The organism is Streptomyces viridifaciens (assembly GCF_001888885.2).
Classification (GTDB): domain Bacteria; phylum Actinomycetota; class Actinomycetes; order Streptomycetales; family Streptomycetaceae; genus Kitasatospora; species Kitasatospora aureofaciens.
In genome coordinates, this window is the sequence record NZ_CP090841.1 from 4,833,526 (window position 1) to 4,852,863 (window position 19,338).

The 19,338-nt window shown below is 73.6% G+C and carries 12 protein-coding genes; 5 read left to right on the plus strand and 7 right to left on the minus strand.

The window, feature by feature from the left end; genetic code table 11:
* Positions 1-710: 710 nt before the first annotated feature.
* A complete protein-coding gene (locus tag BOQ63_RS28835) occupies positions 711-1,553 on the plus strand; it encodes a GNAT family N-acetyltransferase (protein ID WP_072655198.1) in 843 nt (280 codons plus the stop codon).
* 62 nt (positions 1,554-1,615) lie between these two features.
* Here the strand turns inward: BOQ63_RS28835 and BOQ63_RS28840 are convergent, their stop codons facing one another.
* Positions 1,616-2,893, minus strand: a complete 1,278-nt coding sequence (locus BOQ63_RS28840) for an HAD family hydrolase (RefSeq protein ID WP_197697993.1) — start codon at positions 2,891-2,893, stop codon at positions 1,616-1,618.
* 725 nt (positions 2,894-3,618) lie between these two features.
* Between BOQ63_RS28840 and BOQ63_RS28845 the strand changes: the two genes are divergently transcribed.
* Positions 3,619-4,146, plus strand: coding sequence for a universal stress protein (locus BOQ63_RS28845; RefSeq protein ID WP_063737993.1), 528 nt, complete (start codon positions 3,619-3,621; stop codon positions 4,144-4,146).
* A gap of 83 nt (positions 4,147-4,229) precedes the next feature.
* Here the strand turns inward: BOQ63_RS28845 and BOQ63_RS28850 are convergent, their stop codons facing one another.
* The 4 genes from BOQ63_RS28850 to BOQ63_RS28865 all read right to left on the minus strand — a co-directional run bounded on the left by BOQ63_RS28850 (position 4,230) and on the right by BOQ63_RS28865 (position 10,846).
* Complete coding sequence (locus BOQ63_RS28850; RefSeq protein ID WP_030290012.1) at positions 4,230-5,420, minus strand: acyl-CoA dehydrogenase family protein; 1,191 nt, start codon at positions 5,418-5,420, stop codon at positions 4,230-4,232.
* 165 nt (positions 5,421-5,585) lie between these two features.
* Positions 5,586-6,542, minus strand: a complete 957-nt coding sequence (locus BOQ63_RS28855) for a hydroxymethylglutaryl-CoA lyase (protein WP_030290011.1) — start codon at positions 6,540-6,542, stop codon at positions 5,586-5,588.
* A 65-nt stretch (positions 6,543-6,607) separates the two neighbouring features.
* Complete coding sequence (locus BOQ63_RS28860; protein WP_072655199.1) at positions 6,608-8,893, minus strand: ATP-binding protein; 2,286 nt, start codon at positions 8,891-8,893, stop codon at positions 6,608-6,610.
* A 240-nt stretch (positions 8,894-9,133) separates the two neighbouring features.
* Positions 9,134-10,846, minus strand: a complete 1,713-nt coding sequence (locus BOQ63_RS28865) for a carboxyl transferase domain-containing protein (protein WP_030290009.1) — start codon at positions 10,844-10,846, stop codon at positions 9,134-9,136.
* A 134-nt stretch (positions 10,847-10,980) separates the two neighbouring features.
* On the opposite strand from BOQ63_RS28865, the gene BOQ63_RS28870 reads away from it, so the two are divergent.
* Complete coding sequence (locus BOQ63_RS28870; RefSeq protein ID WP_030290008.1) at positions 10,981-11,688, plus strand: SACE_7040 family transcriptional regulator; 708 nt, start codon at positions 10,981-10,983, stop codon at positions 11,686-11,688.
* 415 nt (positions 11,689-12,103) lie between these two features.
* On the plus strand, positions 12,104-16,150 hold the full coding sequence (locus BOQ63_RS28875; protein WP_150476160.1) for an ABC transporter ATP-binding protein: 4,047 nt from the start codon (positions 12,104-12,106) through the stop codon (positions 16,148-16,150).
* A 138-nt stretch (positions 16,151-16,288) separates the two neighbouring features.
* Here the strand turns inward: BOQ63_RS28875 and BOQ63_RS28880 are convergent, their stop codons facing one another.
* On the minus strand, positions 16,289-17,296 hold the full coding sequence (locus BOQ63_RS28880) for an ATP-grasp domain-containing protein (protein WP_223886062.1): 1,008 nt from the start codon (positions 17,294-17,296) through the stop codon (positions 16,289-16,291).
* A gap of 135 nt (positions 17,297-17,431) precedes the next feature.
* Between BOQ63_RS28880 and BOQ63_RS28885 the strand changes: the two genes are divergently transcribed.
* Positions 17,432-17,956, plus strand: a complete 525-nt coding sequence (locus BOQ63_RS28885; RefSeq protein ID WP_030290003.1) for an NUDIX hydrolase — start codon at positions 17,432-17,434, stop codon at positions 17,954-17,956.
* Between the two features lie 6 nt (positions 17,957-17,962).
* On the opposite strand, the gene BOQ63_RS28890 is transcribed toward BOQ63_RS28885, so the two are convergent.
* Positions 17,963-19,261: a hypothetical protein gene (locus tag BOQ63_RS28890; RefSeq protein ID WP_150476161.1), complete on the minus strand. Its 1,299-nt coding sequence runs from the start codon at positions 19,259-19,261 to the stop codon at positions 17,963-17,965.
* Positions 19,262-19,338: the final 77 nt, after the last annotated feature.

The following is a 19,338-nucleotide window of genomic DNA, read 5'->3' on the forward strand; positions in this document are numbered from 1 at the left end:
CGACTGCGCCGCACCGTACGGCGTTGGGCCACCGAGGCCGGAGCCGGGGCCGCTGTGCGCCGGAACGCCGTGCGAGGGGCCTCCCTGGTCTCCGGGGGCGTGGCCGGCGGCGACCGGTACGGCCGGATAGGGGGAGTGCGAGGCGGGGCCCGAGCTGCTCGGGATGCCGGAGGTGCGGGTGGTGGCGGCGATCGCGGAGGTGCCGGTGCTTCTCGCGGACCGGCTCACGGTGCCGGTCGGCGCCTGGCCGCTGTCAGGACCCGCGTCGCTCCTGCTCACCCTGCTCAAGGCGCTCAAGCCCCCTCGGTGGTGTGGTGTGGGTGGTGCGGCACTGCTGGCCAAGATCGAAATCTATCGGGTGGACCGTTGCCGTTGTGACAAGTTCACCATCCGACGCTATGTCGACATGGCAATTTGGCGTGATGCATTCGATCACGAAGCGTGGCACCCGTCGACCCTTCTGGGAAGAGGGCCGGTGCAACGGTGGCTGGTTGTCGCGGGACGGCTCCTGGGGCGTCCGGCTTCCGGGCGCCCGGTCGGCGGGTCTGGGCTGCGGATTTGCCCAAGGTGATGGGAGCGGCGAGAAATTGACCGAAAATCGGCGGTGCACGGCAGGGCGCACGAGCGCCGTCCGTGCGCCTCCCAGGCTTCATCCGGCCAGCGTCGGGGCGGTCGGACCGGCCTCTCCGCTGCCGGGCTACGGTCCTGCCGTGAACACCGACAGCCGGCTCGAACAGGCCAACGACAACGCCGCCGCCTTCTGGCTCGCCCAAGCCCGTGCGCACGGCTGGCAGTCCCACGTCCGGCCGGGTCTCACCGCGGTCCGCTGCGCCCGCACCCCGGACGACTCGCAACGCTTCCTGGTCACCCGCCCCTACGCCGAACCGGCAGAGGTGGAGGTTCAGTTGGCAGACCTGATGGCCGCATGGGAGACCGTCCGCTTCACCCTGGAGGACCCGCACCAGGGGCTCGACCTCAGCCGCTTCGGCGCCGTCCGGATGCCGATCATGCCGGTGATGGCCCGCGAACCGGGACCGGTCGAGGGCGCGCTCGCCGAACCGGCCGTCACCGGACTGCCCACCGGATCCCCCTCCACCGGACTGTCCGTCGTTTCACCGGCCTACGGCGGCGGCATCCTGACGGTCGATGAGGTGTTGGACGGCGACACCTTCGCGCTGGTCGAGCGGATCATTGTGGACGGCTTCCCGTTGCCCGCCCGACAGCCCTGGACCCGCGGCGACGCGCTCCCCGAGGAGTTGCTGCGCCAAACCGGCTGCCGGGCCTGGACCGCCCGGGTCGACGGCGTACCGGCGGGTGCCTGCCTCACCTACGACGACGGGGTCGTCACCGGCGTGTACTGGGTCGCCACCCTCCCCGACCAGCGCGGGCGGGGAGTGGCCCGCGCGGTGCTGCGGACCGCCCTGGCCCACGCCCACCCGGACCGCCCGGCCACCCTGGTCGCCACTTCGGTCGGCGAACCGGTCTACCGCAAGCTCGGGTTCACCGGGCAGGGCCCCACCTGCTGGTGGAGCCGCACCTCACTGGGCGGTTGAACGGCGGCGTCGTGCCCAGGGCCGCGACCGACCGGGCCCGACCGACCGGGCCCGAGCGGCCGTTACCGGGCGACCGCTGCGGTGAGCGGTTCGGTGAGCGCGGCTGCGAGCGGTGTCACGGCGCTCGGCTCTGCGGCGAAGACGGTCCTGGCAGGTCCGGTCCTGTCGGTCCCGTTGGTCCCACTGGCACCGCCGGTCCCACCAGCGACTGTGCGCAGGGGTGTTGGCCGCGCCAGCGCGGCTGTCCGGCCGCCGTCCACGCCCGGGTCCGTCCCGCTGTCCGTCCGCGGGCCACCGCCCGTCCTGGCCCTGGACTCCCTCGGCTCCCCTTCATCCGGGAGGCCGTCGGCGATCACGGCAAACTCGCCTGATCGGTTTCGGACACCGAACTCCGCTCCGGAAGCCGAGGCGGCCGCCGGTCCGGCGTTCAGGGCAACGGGCGCGTTCGGGCCCTCCGGGGCGGCCACCGCCGGACGTACGCCGGACCGTGCGCCGAGCGGCGCCGTCGCGCGCACCGGTGCCCCCGCCGCCTGTTGCCGGCCCGCCCCGTCCCGCCGGACCGTCGGAAGGCCCATCGGCAGGGCCGCCGGAAGGACCGCTGGAAGGGCCGCTGGAAGGGCTGCCGGAAGGACTCCCGGAAGTCCTCCCTCCCGGACGCCGGGGCGGACCGAGGGAGCGTTGCGTGCGGCCAGCACCAGGCCCACGGCCTCCGGCAGACCGGCCGCCTTCAGCGTCGGCCGGTAGCCGTTCTCCGCCCACGGCCGGCCGTGGTGCAGCCAGACGCTGCGCAACCCGGCCAGTTCGGCACCCGCGATGTCGGCGGGCGCGTGATCCCCGACCATCCAGGTGTGCGCCGTCCAGTCCCCGACCGGTCGGATGCCGCACCGCCTGGCGGCTATCTCGAAGATCAACGGGTCCGGCTTGACGCAGTCGGCCTCCTCCGAGATCACCCAGCCGTCGACCAGCGGCCCCAGCCCGGTCCGCCGGATCTTCTCCAACTGCGGTCGGGTGCCGCCGTTGGAGACGATCCCGAGGGTCCACCCGGCCGCCCGCGCCGTCCGCAGCGCCTCGATGTGGCGGGCCGGGCAGTGGATGTGCGAGTTGATGCCGCGTCGGAAGTGCGCGAGCAGGAAGTCGACGGAGGCGTCCAGGCCGTAGCGGCGCCGGACGGCGGACAGTACGGTGCTGCGCGGCACGTAGCCGCCGCCGTCGAGGGTGACGAACCAGTCGAGGTCGCGGGGTGGTAGGCGGTGTTCGGACAGGAAGTCCTGCGCCCAGGCCCGGAAGGCGGCGTCCCGGGGGAGCAGCGTGTTGTCGAGGTCGAACAGGAGCAGGGGCATGCCGAGCATGGTGCCAGCGCCCGCGCCTATGCACCTGGCAAATGCCAGACCGCGTCGCGAAGCCGCACCAAGTGGCTGAAAGGGCCCGGACGCCCGATCGACGGCGTGGGACCGGTGGGACGGAAGGGCAGGTCGGGGCTTGCGGGGCGTGACGGTTCGCGACGTCCCGCAACGGATCGTCGCCAATCCATGACAGTCCGGTCACGGTGTCCCGTGGGCCTGTTGCGCCGCCCGGCCCGCTCAGTCAAGCTCCTTAGAACCTCCGTTCTGGAGGGGGCGCGATCGCCTGCGAACAGGGCGCACGGCCCCGGCGGGCGCATCCCCCTTTGGCGGGAACAACGATGCTCCAGGGCTTCGCCGCTGGGCTGGGCCCCGCGCCCGTCGTACTCTGAAAGGAACAGGTCACATACGGTGCTGCGCGGCGCAGACCGACGTCATCCCGTGGGCGGGCCTGCTCCCCGGGCAGCGTTGTCCTCTCCTGTCGGCCCCTCTCCCACGAAGAGCCGTGAGCCATGGCTGGTTTTGAGTCCTCCCGACCGGTCGAACCGGATGCGTCCCGCAGCGCGGGCCCAGGGCCCGAGGGAGACGGCGGCCGCACGAACCCCAGAGCCGGCGAGTTCGCGCGCGCTCTGCGCGGCCTCCGTCGAGGCAACCTTTCCCGGCGCGACCGCTCATGGCCCCGCCAGCGGCGTGACGGGCACCAGGCGCGCCCTGCGGAGCCTCCGGTGACGGGCCCCGGCCCCGGGGCCGAGCGTCCGGACACGGCGTCCGACGCGGTCGGCGGGCATACCGAGTCGTCGGCGGAGGAAGCGCCCGGGCGCTCCCTGGATCCGGTGTTCCAGCACGGTGTCGTGGTCGGCTTCGACGGCTCGCTGTCGAGCGAGCGCGCCCTCGCCTACGCGGTCGGCATGGCCCGCCGGTCGCAGTGCGGCCTGGTGATCGTCCACGTCGCCAACCGTCTGCCCGCCACGGTCTGGGCAGGCTGTGAACCTCCTGTCTTCGTCGATCTCCCGGACCACCGCACGGAGGTCCTCGGACTGGAACTCGCCTGCGCGGACTTCCTCGCGGGGGTGCCGTGGATCCTGATCGAGCGCGGTGGCGACATCTGCCACGAGATCGAGGAGGTCGGTCGCGAGTACGCCGCCGACGCGATCGTCGTCGGCACGACGCACGGCCTGCTCGGCAAGATCTTCGGTTCGGTCTCCGGGCGGCTGGCGCGGCGGGCCAACCGCCCGGTGATCGTGATCCCCTGAGGGTCTTCGCTCCGCAACGTGGGCCGCGGATCGGTGAGTTGCCCGGTGGCCCGGCTCAGGAGGTGACCATCAGTAAGTGATCGTCACGACGTGACGCCGAGTTCCCGGGCGATGAGCATGCGCTGGACCTCGGACGTGCCCTCCCCGATTTCGAGAATCTTGCAGTCGCGCCAGAAGCGGGCGACCGGGAATTCGTTCATGAAGCCGTATCCGCCGTGGATCTGGGTCGCCTCGCGGGCGTTGTCGACGGCAGCCTCGGACGAGTACAGCTTCGCGATCGCGGCCTCCTTCTTGAACGGTTCGCCGTGCAGCAGCCGGGAGGCGGCGTCCCGCCAGGCCAGGCGGGAGGTGTGGGCGCGCAGCTCCATGTCGGCAAGCTTGAACTGGATGGCCTGGTTGGCACCGATCGGGCGGCCGAAGGCCCGCCGGGTGCCGGCGTACTTGACGGACTCGTCGACGCAGCCCTGGGCCAGGCCGGTGGCCAGGGCCGCGATCGCGATGCGGCCCTCGTCGAGGATCCGCAGGAACTGGGCGTAGCCTCGGCCACGCTCGCCCAGCAGGTTGGCCGCGGGAACGCGGCAGTCGGTAAAGGACAGTTCGCGGGTGTCGGATGCGTTCCACCCGACCTTCGAGTACTTCTTCGAGACCTGGAACCCCGGGGTCCCGGTGGGCACGATGATGGAGGAGATCTCCCGCACGGGCGAGCGGAATTCGCCCTCTTCACTCGAACGAGCGATCGGTTCGGTGAGTGCGGTGACGGTGACCAGTCCGGTGATGTCGGTGCCGGAGTTGGTGATGAAGCACTTCGTCCCGTTGATGACCCACTCGTCGGTGGTCTCGTCGTAGCGCGCGGTGGTACGGGTGGCGCCGGCGTCCGAGCCGCCCTCCGGCTCGGTGAGGCCGAAGGCGCCGAGGAGTTCGCCGGAGGTCAGCCGGGGCAGCCACTCGCGCTTCTGCTCCTCCGTGCCGAACCGGTAGACCGGCATCGCGCCGAGCGAGACGGCGGCCTCCAGGGTGATGGCCACCGAGGAGTCCACGCGGGCGAGTTCCTCCAGGGCGAGACCGAGGGCGAAGTAGTCGCCGCCCATGCCGCCGTACTCCTCCGGGAAGGGCAGGCCGAACAGGCCCATCCGCCCCATCTCGCTGACGATCTCGTACGGGAACTCCTCCCGCTCGTAGAACTCGCCGATCTTCGGCGCCACCACGTCCTGGGCGAACTCGGCGACGGTGCGCCGCAGTTCCTCGTACTCACTGCTGAGCCGGTGGTCGAGCATCTGATCCTCCTGGTGCCCGGCCGGGGTGGCCGCGGGCATGAGCGGGATGACCGGCGGCCGTCTGACGGTGTGACGGTCGCACGGTGTGATTGACGGGTGAACGTGGTGTGCGGCGCCGGCCGGACCGAACGGGCGGCCGGCGCCGGTGGGTCGGGGCGAAGCGGGTCAGCCCCGGGAGGCGCCGAGCAGCGCCTGGACGGTGCGGGAGGGGCTCGGGCGGCCGAGGCGCTCGGCCATCCAGCCGCTGGTCGCGACCAGCGCGCGCAGGTCGACACCGGTGCGGACGCCGAGCCCGTGCAGCATCCACACCAGGTCCTCGGTGGCCAGGTTGCCGGTGGCGCTCTTCGCGTACGGGCAGCCGCCCAGGCCGCCTGCCGAGGCGTCCACCGTGGTGACGCCCTCCCGCAGCGCCGCCAGGGTGTTGCTGAGGGCCTGGCCGTAGGTGTCGTGGAAGTGCACGGCGAGCCTGGCGACCGGAACGCCGGCCCGGGCGAAGCCGGCCAGCAGGGCGCGGACCTGGCCGGGGGTGGCCACGCCGATGGTGTCGCCGAGGCTCAGCTCGGCGCAGCCCATCTCCAACAGCTGGACGCCGAAGCTGACCACCTGGTCGACCGGGACGGGCCCCTCCCAGGGATCGCCGAAGCACATCGACAGGTAGCCGCGGACCGCGATCCCGGCCTCGGCGGCCCGGGTCACGACCGGGCGGAACATCTCCATGGCCTCGTCCGCCGAGCGGTTGAGGTTGCGCCGGGCGAAGGTCTCGGTGGCGCTGGCGAACACCGCGATGTCGGTGGCGTGGTGGGCGAGCGCCCGGTCGAGGCCGCGCTCGTTGGGAACCAGCACCGGCAGCCGCAGTCCGGGGTGACGCCCGGGCAGGTCGGCGAGCCGGGGCATCAGCTCCTCGGCGTCGGCGAGCTGGGGTACCCATTTCGGGTGAACGAAGCTGGTCGCCTCGACGGTCCGCAGCCCGACGGCGGCGAGTCGGCCGATGAACTCCGCCTTGACCTCGACGGGCACCAGGGAGCCCTCGTTCTGCAGCCCGTCGCGCGGTCCGACCTCGTGGATCCGGACCTCCTCGGGCAGGCCGGGGGCGCGGACCGGGTCGGGCAGCCCGAGGTCCAGGGCGTCGGGCTCGCGGACGGTGCCCCTCTGGCCGGTGGCGGCCCGGGCGGTGTTCTCCTGGGACGTCACGACCGCACCTCCGCGGGCTCGGCGGCCTCCTCGGCCGGGGTGACCACGACCAGCAGGTCCTCCATCGCGACGGTGGCGCCGGCGCTGGCCCGCAACTCGGCCACCACGCCGTCGTGCGGCGCGGCGATCACGTGTTCCATCTTCATGGCCTCCAGCACGAGCAGGGGCTGGCCCTTGCGGACGGTCTCGCCCGCCGTGGCCTTGATGACCGTGACGGTGCCCGGCATGGGGGCGGTCAGGGCACCGTGGTGGGCCGCGGCGCCGGCGGCGCTCTCGACCACCGGGTCGTAGGTGTGCATCGGCCAGGCGTCGCCCTCGATGCCGAGCCAGGTCACCGGACCGGCCGCGAGGCCGGGGGCGGCGTCGGTGGCCAGGGCGAAGGTGGTCCGCAGCCCGTCGACGGTCAGGTGCAGCCGGTCCGCCGCCAGGGTCGCACGGGCCCGGTGCACGGGACCGGCGTCGAGCCGGAGCTCCACCTCGCGGGTGGGCTCGGGGGAATTGTCGGTGGCGTCGGTTACGTTGCCCGCAGTGATCGAACGGATGCGCACCGAGACCGGGTCCTGGCCGGGGGTACGGAGTCGGTGGGTGGTCCAGGCGGGGGTGCCGCCCAGGCGCCAGCCGGAGGGGGAGGAGAACGGGTCGGTCCAGCCGCCGGGTTCGGCGGCCGGGGTGAGTTCCAGGTGTCGCGCCAGCGCGGCCGCGTAGTAGAGGAGGTGGGCAGGTGACGGGGGTTCGGTCGCCCGGGCGTCGGTCCCGTCCGCGGGTGCGGCGGGGGCCGTGGTCCCGGCCGTGGTGGGCGCGTTCGACGGCGCCGGGTTCGACGGTGCCGCGTTCGACGGGGAGTGGGGTGCGGCGAGCAGGGCCGGCTGCTGCTGGGCCGTCCGTTCCACCAGGCCGGTGTCCAGTCGGCCGGCGACGACGTCGGGGTGGGCGAGCAGCCGGCGCAGGAAGCCGGTGTTGGTGGTGACACCCAGGATGCGGGTGTCGGCCAGCGCGGCGCGGAGCCGGCGCAGCGCGGTCGGGCGGTCGGGCCCGTACGCGATGACCTTGGCGAGCATGGGGTCGTAGGCGCTGGTGACGAGGGTTCCGGGGGCGACCCCGGAGTCGACGCGGATGCCCTCGCCCCGCGGCTCGTCCAGGGTGAGGATGCGGCCGCCGGTGGGCAGGAAGTCCCGTTCCGGGTCCTCGGCACAGATGCGGGCCTCGATGGCGTGGCCCAGGAAGGAGATGTCGGACTGGGTGAAGGACAGCCGCTCGCCCGCGGCGACGCGCAGCTGCCACTCGACCAGGTCCAGTCGGGCCGCCTCCGGACCGACGGCGACGGCGAGTTCGGTGACGGGGTGTTCGACCTGGAGGCGGGTGTTCATCTCCATGAAGAAGAAGTCCCGCACCCCCTCGGCGGCGGAGGCGGGCGCGTCCGGGTCGATGCCGGGGACGATGAACTCCACGGTGCCGGCCCCGGTGTAGCCGCAGGACTCCGCGGCGCGGACGGCCGCGGCGCCCATCGCGGCGCGGGTCTCGGTATTGAGGAGAACGGAGGGAGCCTCTTCGATCAGTTTCTGGTGGCGGCGCTGGAGGCTGCACTCGCGCTCGCCGAGGTGGACGGTGTTGCCGTGGGCGTCGGCGAGCACCTGCACCTCGATGTGGCGCGGTCGGTCCACCCAGCGCTCCAGCAGCAGGGTGTCGTCGCCGAAGGCGGTCCGGGCGACGCGGCGGGCGGCGCCGATCTCCGTGGGCAGGTCGGCCGGGTCCCGCACCAGGCGCATGCCCTTGCCGCCACCACCGGCGGAGGGCTTGAGCAGGACGGGGTAGCCGATCTCGTCGGCGGCGGCGACGAGTTCCTCGTCGGTGGGCGCGGTGGCCTGGCTGCCGGGGACCACCGGAACGCCGGCGGCCCGTACGGCCTCCTTGGCGTTGATCTTGTCACCCATCAGCTCGACGGCACCGGGAGGTGGTCCGATGAAGACGAGGCCCGCGTCGGCGCAGGCGCGGGCGAAGCCGGGGTTCTCGGCGAGGAAGCCGTAGCCGGGGTGGACGGCCTGGGCACCGGTGCGGCGGGCGGCGGCGAGGATCTGGTCGGTGCGCAGATAGGTCTCGGCGGCCGAGCTGTCGCTGCGGTCGGCCGGGCCGAGGCGGACCGCGACGTCGGCCTCGCGGACGTGGGGTGCGTCGGCGTCCGCGTCGCTGAACACGGCGACCGAGCGGACACCGAGCCGCCGCAGGGTGCGGATCACCCGCAGCGCGATCTCGCCGCGGTTGGCGACCAGAACTGTGTCGAACATGGGAGGCGTTCCTCCGGTCGAGGGGAGCCGTGGAAGGGGGAGCGGTAAGAAGGCGGTGGCGGTGGCGGTGGCGGTGGGCGGCCGGGGCGCCGGTCCGGTCGTCGGACCGGCGCCCCCGGGAGTCACCCCCGGAAGGGAGGGATGCGGAGAGGGGTCACAGCAGGCGGTCACGAGGCGAAGCCGGTGACGGCCGACATGACCGGCGGCAGCACCCGACCGGCGACAGCCGGGCGTGCGGCGTCACATGCGGAAGACGCCGTACGGGGCGGGTGGTGCCAGTGGGGCGTTGGCGCAGGCGGTGAGGGCGAGGCCGACGACCGTGCGGGTGTCCATCGGGTCGATCACACCGTCGTCCCAGAGCCGGGCGGTGGCGTAGTAGGCGTTGCCCTGGCGCTCGTACTGCTCGCGGACCGGGCGCTTGAACTCCTCCTCCGCCTCGGTCGGCCACTCCTCGCCCTGCGCCTCGAGCTGGTCGCGGCGGACGGTGGCCAGCACGGAGGCCGCCTGCTCGCCGCCCATCACGGAGATCTTGGCGCCCGGCCACATCCACAGGAAGCGAGGTGAGTAGGCCCGGCCGCACATCGAGTAGTTGCCGGCTCCGTAGGAGCCGCCGATCACCACGGTCAGCTTCGGGACCCGGGTGCAGGCGACGGCGTTGACCATCTTGGCGCCGTGCTTGGCGATGCCGCCCGCCTCGTACTGCCGACCGACCATGAAGCCGGTGATGTTCTGCAGGAAGAGGAGGGGGATGCCGCGCTGGTCGCACAACTCGATGAAGTGGGCGCCCTTGACGGCCGACTCGGAGAACAGCACGCCGTTGTTGGCGACGATGCCGACGGGGTGGCCGTGGATCCGGGCGAAACCGGTGACCAGGGTCGCGCCGTACTCGGCCTTGAACTCGGCGAAGCGGCTGCCGTCGACCAGACGGGCGATCACTTCGCGCACGTCGTAGGGCGTGCGCGGGTCGACCGGGACGGCGCCGTACAGGCCGGCCGGGTCGACGGCCGGCGGCTCGACCGGGGTGAGCGGCCACGGCTTGGCCGCGCGCGGGCCGAGCTCGGACACGATGGTGCGGACGATGGAGAGGGCGTGGGCGTCGTCCTCGGCCAGGTGGTCCGTCACGCCCGAGGTGCGGGAGTGCAGCTCGCCGCCGCCCAGCTCCTCGGCGGTGACCACCTCGCCGGTGGCGGCCTTCACCAGCGGAGGCCCGCCCAGGAAGATCGTGCCCTGGTTGCGGACGATCACGGCCTGGTCGCTCATCGCCGGGACGTACGCGCCGCCCGCCGTGCACGAGCCGAGCACGGCGGCGATCTGCGGGATGCCCGCGGCCGAGAGCCGGGCCTGGTTGTAGAAGATCCGGCCGAAGTGGTCGCGGTCCGGGAAGACCTCGTCCTGCATCGGGAGGAAGGCGCCGCCGGAGTCCACCAGGTAGATGCAGGGGAGGCGGTTCTCCAGCGCGACCTCCTGGGCGCGCAGGTGCTTCTTCACCGTCATCGGGTAGTAGGTGCCGCCCTTGACGGTGGCGTCGTTGGCGACGACCACCACCTCGCGTCCGGCGACCCGGCCGATACCGGCGATCACCCCGGCCGCGGGAGCCGCCCCGTCGTACATCCCGTCGGCGGCCAGCGGGGCCAGCTCCAGGAACGGCGAGGCCGGGTCGAGCAGGGTGTCCACCCGGTCGCGGGGGAGGAGCTTGCCGCGCGACGTGTGTCGGGCGCGGGCCTTGGCGCCCCCGCCGAGGGCGGCGGCGTCGAGCTTGGCGCGCAGTTCGGCGACCAGCGCCTGATGCGCCTCGGTGTTGGCCCGGTAGGCCGCGGAGCCCGGATCGGCGGATGTGCCGAGCCGGGGCGCCGGGGCGGCGGCTGCCGGCGGTGCGGCACCGGGTGCGGTCGCCGTGCCGGTCACTGCGTTGAGCCGGACGCCGGAGGGCGCGCCGGTGGTTGAGATGACCATTCCCAAGAGCTCCCTTGCCCTCGGCAGCAGGTGGGCGGGCCCGAGTGCGGTTCGCCCCTGATCCCCACGTTAATTAACGTTAACTTACGCGGCCAGGTTAACGGCCGATAACTCGACTGTCTACGATGGGCAGCATGCCGAACGTCCCCGCAGCCTCCGCGCTCCCACGCCGCGACCAGATCCGCCGGGAGGCAGCCCGACTGTTCGCCGCCCGGGGTTTCCTCGGTGTGGGCGTGGACGAGATCGGCAAGGCCGTCGGCATCAGCGGCCCCGGCCTCTACCGCCACTTCGCCGGCAAGGACGCCATGCTGGCCGACCTGCTGATCGGCATCAGCGAGCGCCTGCTGGAGGAGGGGCGTCGCCGGGCGGGCGGTGGCGACGGCCCGGCCGCCGCGCTGGACGCACTGATCAGCGGCCACGTCGACTTCGCACTGAACGACCGTGACCTGATCACCCTGCACGACCGCGAGCTGTTGAACCTCAAGGAGGAGGACCGGCGCACGGTCCGCCGGCTCCAGCGCGGCTACGTCGAGCTGTGGGTGGACATCGTCCGGCAGGCCCACCCGTCGCTCGCCGCCCCCGCGGCCGAGCCGACGGCGCGGGCCGCCGTGCACGCGGTCTTCGGCCTGATCAACTCGACCCCGCACAGCCTCGGCCCGAACCCGGCCCAGGGCGAGCGCACCGGTCTGCAGCGCGACGGAATGGCCGCGCTGCTGCACACCCTCGCTCACGGAGCCTTCGCGGCCGCCGCCGTCTCCGCGGCCACCGGCGTCTCCCCGGCCACCGGCGTGGCCGCTGCGGACGGCTCCGGGGTGACCGGTCCGGAGTCCGGATCCGCCTGATGCCGACGGCCGGTAATGCTGACGTAAGGAGCGCCGAGCGTCGGGAGCGCCGGGCGTCGGGAGCGCCGAGTACGGGGAGCGTTGAGAGTCGGGAGTGCCGAGCGTTCGGGAACGCCGGCGCTCCCCGAACGCAGGCCCGCCGTCGGCCCTAGGCCAAAAGGACGGCGCCCGCCCGCCCCCGGGCCGCTGGGCGTACGGCGGGTGATCGGCGATCCTGGGAACAGGGGCGGACCGGTGGGTCGCGCCTGTTCGTCCGGGAATCACCGCAGGCGGCGCGCTGTTGCCCAGTCCGCCGGACCGGACGATCCGGGCCGCCCGGGAACCAGCCCCGACCGCCTCGGGCGACCGGAAAAGCCATGGCGGTCACCCGACGAAATGGTTAGCATCCCTAAATATGCCCGAGACTCACGGATCCATGGTGGAGCAATCCCCGAGCGGCCCGCCGGCCCCCGGCCACGACGCGGAGGGCCCCGGCGACAGCCCGCAGGCTGCCGACGCGAGGCGCGCCGAGCAGAGCGAGAACGCGAAGCCCGGTGACGGGCCCGCTGAGGCCGACGGATGGCTGCGCCGCCTGATCGGTTACAGCTGGCGGTCCCGCCGCAGTCTGCTGCTCGCCTTCGGCGCCTCGCTGCTCGGCATGGCCGTCACCGCGCTGGTGCCGCTGGTCACCAAGCTGATCATCGACGACGTCATCGTCGCCCACACCCGCTCGCTGACCCCGTGGGCGGTGGTGCTGCTGCTCGCCGCCGTCGTGGTCTTCGGCTGCACCCAGGCCCGTCGCTACTACGGCGGCCAGTTGGCCCTCGACGTCCAGCACGACATGCGCAGCGACCTGTTCCGCTCGCTCGGCCGGCTGGACGGCCACCGCCAGGACCGCCTGGACACCGGCCAGGTGGTCGGGCGCGCGACCTCCGACCTCCAGCTGATCAACGGCCTGCTCTCGATGCTGCCGATGATGACCGGCTACCTGCTGATGTTCGTGATGTCGGTCGGCGTGATGGTCTGGCTGTCCGCGCCGTTGACCCTGATCGCCCTGGTCATGGCGCCCGCGTTGTGGTGGGTCAGCGTGCTCAGCCGCAAGCGCCTGTTCCCGGCCACCTGGGCCGCCCAGCAGGAGGCCGCCGCCGTCGCGGGCGTGGTGGACGGTGCGATCGGCGGCGTCCGGGTGGTCAAGGGCTTCGGCCAGGAGGCGCAGGAGCAGGACAAGCTGGAGCGGGCCTCCCGCAACCTGTTCGCCGCCCGGCTCCGGTCGATTCGCCTCAACGCCCGCTACAACCCGGCGATGCAGGCGATCCCGGCCCTCGCCCAGGTCGCCGTGCTGGCCTTCGGCGGCTGGCTGGCCGTCGACGGGAGGGTCTCGCTCGGTACCTTCGTCGCCTTCTCCACCTACGTCGCCCAGATGACCGGTCCGGTGCGGATGCTGACCATGGTGATCACGGTCGGCCAGCAGGCCCGGGCGGGCGTCGAGCGCGTCCTGCAGCTGATCGACGAGCGCCCGATGGTCCAGGAGCGTCCGGACGCGCTGAGCCTGGACCTCACCCAGGACGGCAGCGCCGCCGCCGACGCCCCGAAGGGCGGCTCGGCCGGTCCCCGCACCCCTGACGTCGCCCTGGAGTTCGACCAGGTCGAGTTCCGCTACGACCCCGAGCACCCCGCCCCGGTCCTGCACGGCCTCAGCCTGAAGCTGGCCCCCGGCGAGACCCTCGCCCTCGTCGGCGCGTCCGGCTCCGGCAAGTCGACGGTGGCCCAGCTGGTGCCCCGCTTCTACGACCCGGCGGCCGGCACCGTCCGTCTCTACGGCCACGACCTGCGTGACCTCACCCTGGACTCGGTCCGCGCGGCGGTCGGCATCGTCCCCGAGGAGAGCTTCCTCTTCTCCGAGTCGGTCCGTACCAACATCGCCTACGGCCGCCCGGACGCCACCGACGAGCAGATCGTCGCCGCCGCGCGCGCCGCACAGGCGGACGAGTTCGTCCGCGCGCTGCCGGAAGGTTACGAGACCAAGGTCGGCGAGCAGGGCCTGACCCTCTCCGGCGGTCAGCGCCAGCGCATCGCCCTGGCCCGGGCGATCCTCACCGACCCTCGGATCCTGCTGCTGGACGACGCCACCTCGGCCGTCGACCCACAGGTCGAGGCGGAGATCCACGACGCGCTGCGCTCCGTGATGACCGGCCGTACCACCCTGCTGATCGCCCACCGCCGCTCGACCCTCCAGCTCGCCGACCGGATCGCCGTCCTGGACCGCGGCCGGCTGCTGGACCTCGGTACGCACGAGGAACTCGAAGCCCGATGTCCCCAGTACCGGGCCCTGATCACCGACCCCGAGGCCGGCTGGGCCCCCGAGGCCGGCTGGGCCCCCGAGGCCGGCCGGGCCCCCGATGTCGGCCGGGTCCCCGAAGCCGACCGGACTGCTGAGGCCGACCGGACCACCGAGCCGCAGAACCCGAGGAACCCGCAGATCGAACAGCCCGCACGACAGCCCGCGCAGACCGAGCAGCCCGCGCAGGGCGAACAGCCCGTGCGAGCCGGACGGTCCGAGCGGAAGGCCTCCGAGCAGAAGATCCCCGAGCTCCCCACGCCCGCCCTCGCCAAGGCGGCCCGCACCGCCGACCCCGACCTGCTGGCCAAGGTCGCCGAGCTCCCGCCGGCCGCCGACGTCCCCGCCGTGCCGCGCGCCGAAGCCGAGGCCGGTGACCCGGACTTCAGCCTCGGCCGCCTGCTGCGCCCCTTCCGCGGCCCGCTGCTCGTCGCCCTCCTGCTGGTCACCCTGGACGCGGCCGCCGGGCTGGTGCTGCCGGTGCTGATCCGGCACGGCATCGACGAGGGCGTCCGCAAGGGCCTGATGTCCGGCGTCGCGGTGGCCTCGGTCGCCGCACTGGTCATCGTCCTGCTGGACTGGCTGGTGCAGAGCGCCGAGAACCGGGTCAGCGGCCGTACCGGTGAGCGCGTGCTGTACACCCTCCGGCTCAAGATCTTCGCCCACCTCAACCGGCTCGGCCTGGACTACTACGAACGCGAGCTGACCGGCCGGATCATGACCCGGATGACCACCGACCTGGACTCGCTGACGTCCTTCCTCCAGACCGGCATGGTCACCGCCGTGGTCAGCCTGCTGACCTTCGCCGGGATCTTCGTGGCCCTGCTGATCATCGACGCCGGCCTGGCCCTGGTGGTCTTCGCCGTGCTGCCGCTGTTGGTGATCGCCACCCTGGTGTTCCGGAAGAAGTCCAAGGACCAGTACGAGCGCTCCCGGGACCTGATCAGCACGGTCAACGCCGACCTGCAGGAGAACGTGGCCGGCATGCGGATCGTCCAGGCCTTCCGCCGCCTGGACACCAACACCGACCGCTTCGTGGCCCGTGGGATCGCCTACCGCGAGGCCCGGGTCCGCGCCCAGCTCTACATCTCGCTGTACTTCCCGTTCGTCCAGTTCCTCTCCAGCGTGGCCGCCGCACTGGTGCTGATCGTCGGCGCCTCCCGGGTGGACGAGGGGACGCTGACGGTCGGCGCGCTGGTCGCGTACCTGCTCTACATCGACCTGTTCTTCGCCCCGGTCAACCAGCTCTCCCAGGTGTTCGACGGCTACCAGCAGGCCTCGGTCGGCCTCGGCCGGATCCGCGAACTGCTGCGTACCCCGACGACCACGGCGGAGGCGGCCGACCCGGTCCCGGTGACCGGGGCGCTGCGCGGCGAGATCAGCTTCGAGGGCGTCGGCTTCGCCTACAACGGCGGCGCGGACGGTGCCCCGGACGTGCTGAGCGGCGTCGACCTGCGGATACCCGCCGGTCAGACGGTGGCGCTGGTCGGCGAGACCGGCGCGGGCAAGTCGACGCTGGTCAAGCTGGTCGCCCGGTTCTACGACGCGACCGAGGGCACCGTCCGGGTGGACGGCGTGGACCTCACCCGCTACGACCTGGCCCAGTACCGCCACCGCCTCGGTGTGGTGCCCCAGGAGGCGTACCTGTTCGCGGGCACCGTCCGCGAGGCGATCGCGTACGGCCGACCGGACGCCTCGGCGGCCGAGGTGGAGGCGGCGGCCCGGGCGGTCGGCGCCCACGAGATGATCGTCCGACTGTCGGGCGGCTACGACCACGAGGTCGCGGGCCGCGGGCGAAACCTTTCGGCAGGCCAGCGCCAGCTGATCGCGCTGGCCCGGGCCGAACTGGTCGACCCGGACATCCTGCTGCTGGACGAGGCCACCGCGGCGCTCGACCTGGCCACCGAGGCCGCGGTCAACCAGGCCGCCGACCGGCTCAGCGGTGGCCGCACCACCCTGGTCATCGCCCACCGCCTGACCACCGCCGAACGCGCCGACCGCGTGGTCGTGCTGGACCACGGCCGGGTGGTCGAGGACGGCACGCACACCGAACTGCTCGCCCTGGGCGGTACGTACAGCAGGCTCTGGCAGGCGTTCATCGCGGACGGCCACCCGGCACCGGCCGAGACGGTCGCGGCCGGGTAGCCGCCCGGCCAATGCCAGCCGGGGCCGGCGGGTGCACCGTCGGAAGACGGGCCGCCCGCCGAGCCTGCCGATCCCGCCGCCCGGCCGGCCCCCGGTCCGGTTGGCCCGGCCGATCAGCCCGAGCCGCCGGGCGGTCCGTCAGGCGGCGATCAGCGAGGCCAGCAGCCCCGAGGCGTCGATACCGCGCGGCAGGTCGCTCACCTGGCCGTCCCCGACCTCCACCACCCGCCAGCCGGAGCCGTCGGCCCGGCTGGCGAGGTCGGTGGTGACGAAGCGGCAGCCGAGTCTTCGCACCAGAGCGGAGACCTCGGTGAGGTCGGGCTCGGCGTGGACGTGCGGGGCGTCCGGGTGCGGCCCGACCAGGACCGGCCGGCCGTCCAGCCACCACACCCTCGCCTCGACCGCCCGCCGCCCGCCACGCGCACCGCCGACGGCACCCGCGCCGCCGACGGCACCAGCGGCATCGCAGCCGTCCCCGTCCGAAAGCCTGTCCGGCCCGTCCAGTCCGTCCGGCCCGTCCGGCCCGTCCGGCCCGTCCGCCCGCCCGAACTCCTCGTACCGCCGCACCACCACCCCGCCGGCCAGGAACTCGCCCTGCAGCTCGACGAACCGCCCGACCACCCGGCAGACGGCCGCCAGGTCGGCCAACTCCGGTACGTAGCAGGCCTCGTGCCACTCGTGCTTGCGCGACTTCACGTAGTCTTTGACGATCGCCGGTCCGCTTCCGCCGAGTCGCGCCACGGCCTCCGCCAGTTCTTCCGGCGTGGGTGGTACCGCCCCGGCGGTCGGGATCCAGACGCTGGGCGGCGTCGCCCCCTCGAACACCCCGTACCAGCCGGGCAGTTCGTGGGCCGCCGCATAACCGGGTGGGCTGGTCAGCAGCTTGCCGCCGCGGGCGGTGAGCGCGGCGGCGAACTCGGCGTACCGGGCGGAGGGGAGCATCCAGCCCCGGTACCAGAGCGGTCCGCTGCCCAGGGGCACCCGCCTGACCGCCTCCTCGGCGCGTCCGGCGAGCAGCGCGTCGTGGTCTACCAGGAGGTGCTCGGCGCCCAACTCCCGCACCAGTCTGGCTTCCCAGGCGAAGTGCGGATCGGGCCGGCGCGGGTTGAGTGGATCGGCGGGGAAGAGCATCGAGGGTACGGGCATGGCGGTCAGGGTACGGCCAGCGGGCCGCCCGCGACTGCGGATCGACGCAGGCCGGGGGCCCGGACACAACTCAAGTCGTCGGCCGGGGCGGGGAATCCGGTCGACGCTCCGGCCGGGCGCTGTCAGAGTGTCCCGATGCGAAGACTGCTGCGACCGCGCAAACGAGTTCCCCGCCGGGCCGCCCGCACGGTGGTCCTGGACCGGGACGGCTCGGTGTTCCTGCTCCGTTCGGACAACGACGAGGTCGGTGTCCACTGGACCATGCCCGGCGGCGGGCTGGAACCGGGCGAGACCCCTCGGGTCGGCGCCCGGCGCGAACTGTGGGAGGAGACCGGCTGGACCGACCTCGAACCGGGCCCGCTGCTCTGCACCTGGGAGCACGACTTCACCTGGCACGGCACCCCGGTCCGCCAGCACGAGCACATCTACCTGACCACCGGACCGCACCGCGGCCCGGTCGGGGACGTCAGCGCGGTGCACGCCGAGGACCGGATCCTCGACTGGCGCTGGTGGACCCCGGCCGACCTCGCCGACGAGAACGCCGACGCGCTCTGGCCGCCCCGGCTACCGGAGTTGCTGGAGGCGGTCCGCGCGGGCTGGGCGGTCGACGGTCGCCCTCCGGTGCCCGTCGACCTCGGCTACATCCCGAACGCCCGCTGACGGGCCCTAACGGCGCCCGCCGCGCCGCGGTCGCCCGTGCGGGCCGTGCGGGCCGGGCTCCCAGCCGTGCAGGTCCAACTCCCGGTCGTGCAGCGCCCAGGGATTCATCCGTACCGTCAGCCGGGCGCCGGTCAGTTGCTCGGCGGTGAGGCCGGTCTCGAGGACCAACTGCTCGGTCGGCACCGACACGGCGATGGCAGGACGCCAGGACGGCAGCACCACCAGGCTGGTGCCACGGCCGACCCGGATCGGCTCGGCCGCCACCCGGACCGGCGTCCGCTCCTCCGGACGGCCGACGGCCTCCGGCTGGACCGGGCTGCCGCCGATCAGGATGCCGAGCGGCGGGACGGCCCGAGGCTGCTCCGCCCCGCCGTCCACCACGGCCCAGGCGTCCGCACCGGCCGTGGGGGGCGTGTGGTCGGCCGCCGTCCTCCTTGCACCGGTCGGTTCGCCCGCCCGCCCCGCACCGCGCGGCTGCCCCCCGGTCGGGTCGGCGGCGGCCGTCTCCCGTGCGGTCGCCCCCTGCCCGCTCCGGTCGGCCGGGGGGTGCATCCGGCGCAGCCGGCGGGAGGGGGACGGGCGCCGCGAACTGAGGCCCCGAACCTCCTCGCGCACCGATTCACGGGTCGGCTCACGGGTCGGCTCACGGGACGGCTCGCGCGCCGAACTCGGCACCGGAACGGTCCGGTTGCTCTCGGACGCCGCCGCCTGCTGGAACCGGACGAACCCCGGCCCGGCCCCGTCGAGGAGGGCTCCGGAAACGCCGCCCTCCTCCTCCCCGGCCTCGCCGAGCAGTGCCCGCACCTCTTCCACCGACCGGCGGCACGCCGCCGCCAGCTCGGCGAGCGAGCGCCCTTCGGCGCGCGCGGCCCGCAGCCGGTCGGCGAACGCCGCCCGGAGCCGGTCCGCCGTCGTACCCCCGCTTGCTGGCGTGCCGCCGCTTGCCGCCGCTCCGCCGTCCGCCGGAGCTCGGCGGAGCTGCGTCTCGACGTCCTCCGGGGTGCGCGGCTGCGGCACCCGGTCATGGCGGGTGGGGGCACCGGCCGCACCGGTCGGCCCGCCCTCGGCCACCGCCGCGATCGAGCAGACCCGCGCACCTGGAGCAGCCGGGCCGACCGGTGCGGCCGGGTGGACCCGGTCGGCCGGGACGAACGGGGCGTCCGAATCGGCCGGGCCGGACAGGACCGCCGTGACGGTCGGTCCGGCGGCGACGGGCGGTGCGTCGGCCCCGGCCGAGGAGTCGGCACCGTCCGCGGGCGGGCCGGGCAGGGCGGGATCGGTGGAGCTGGGGTGGAGCGAGGTCATCGGCGGGCCCTTCGGGGGACGGTCCCGATGATCCTCCCGCACCGCACGACCAGCTCCAAGCGTCATTCCCGCGCGTG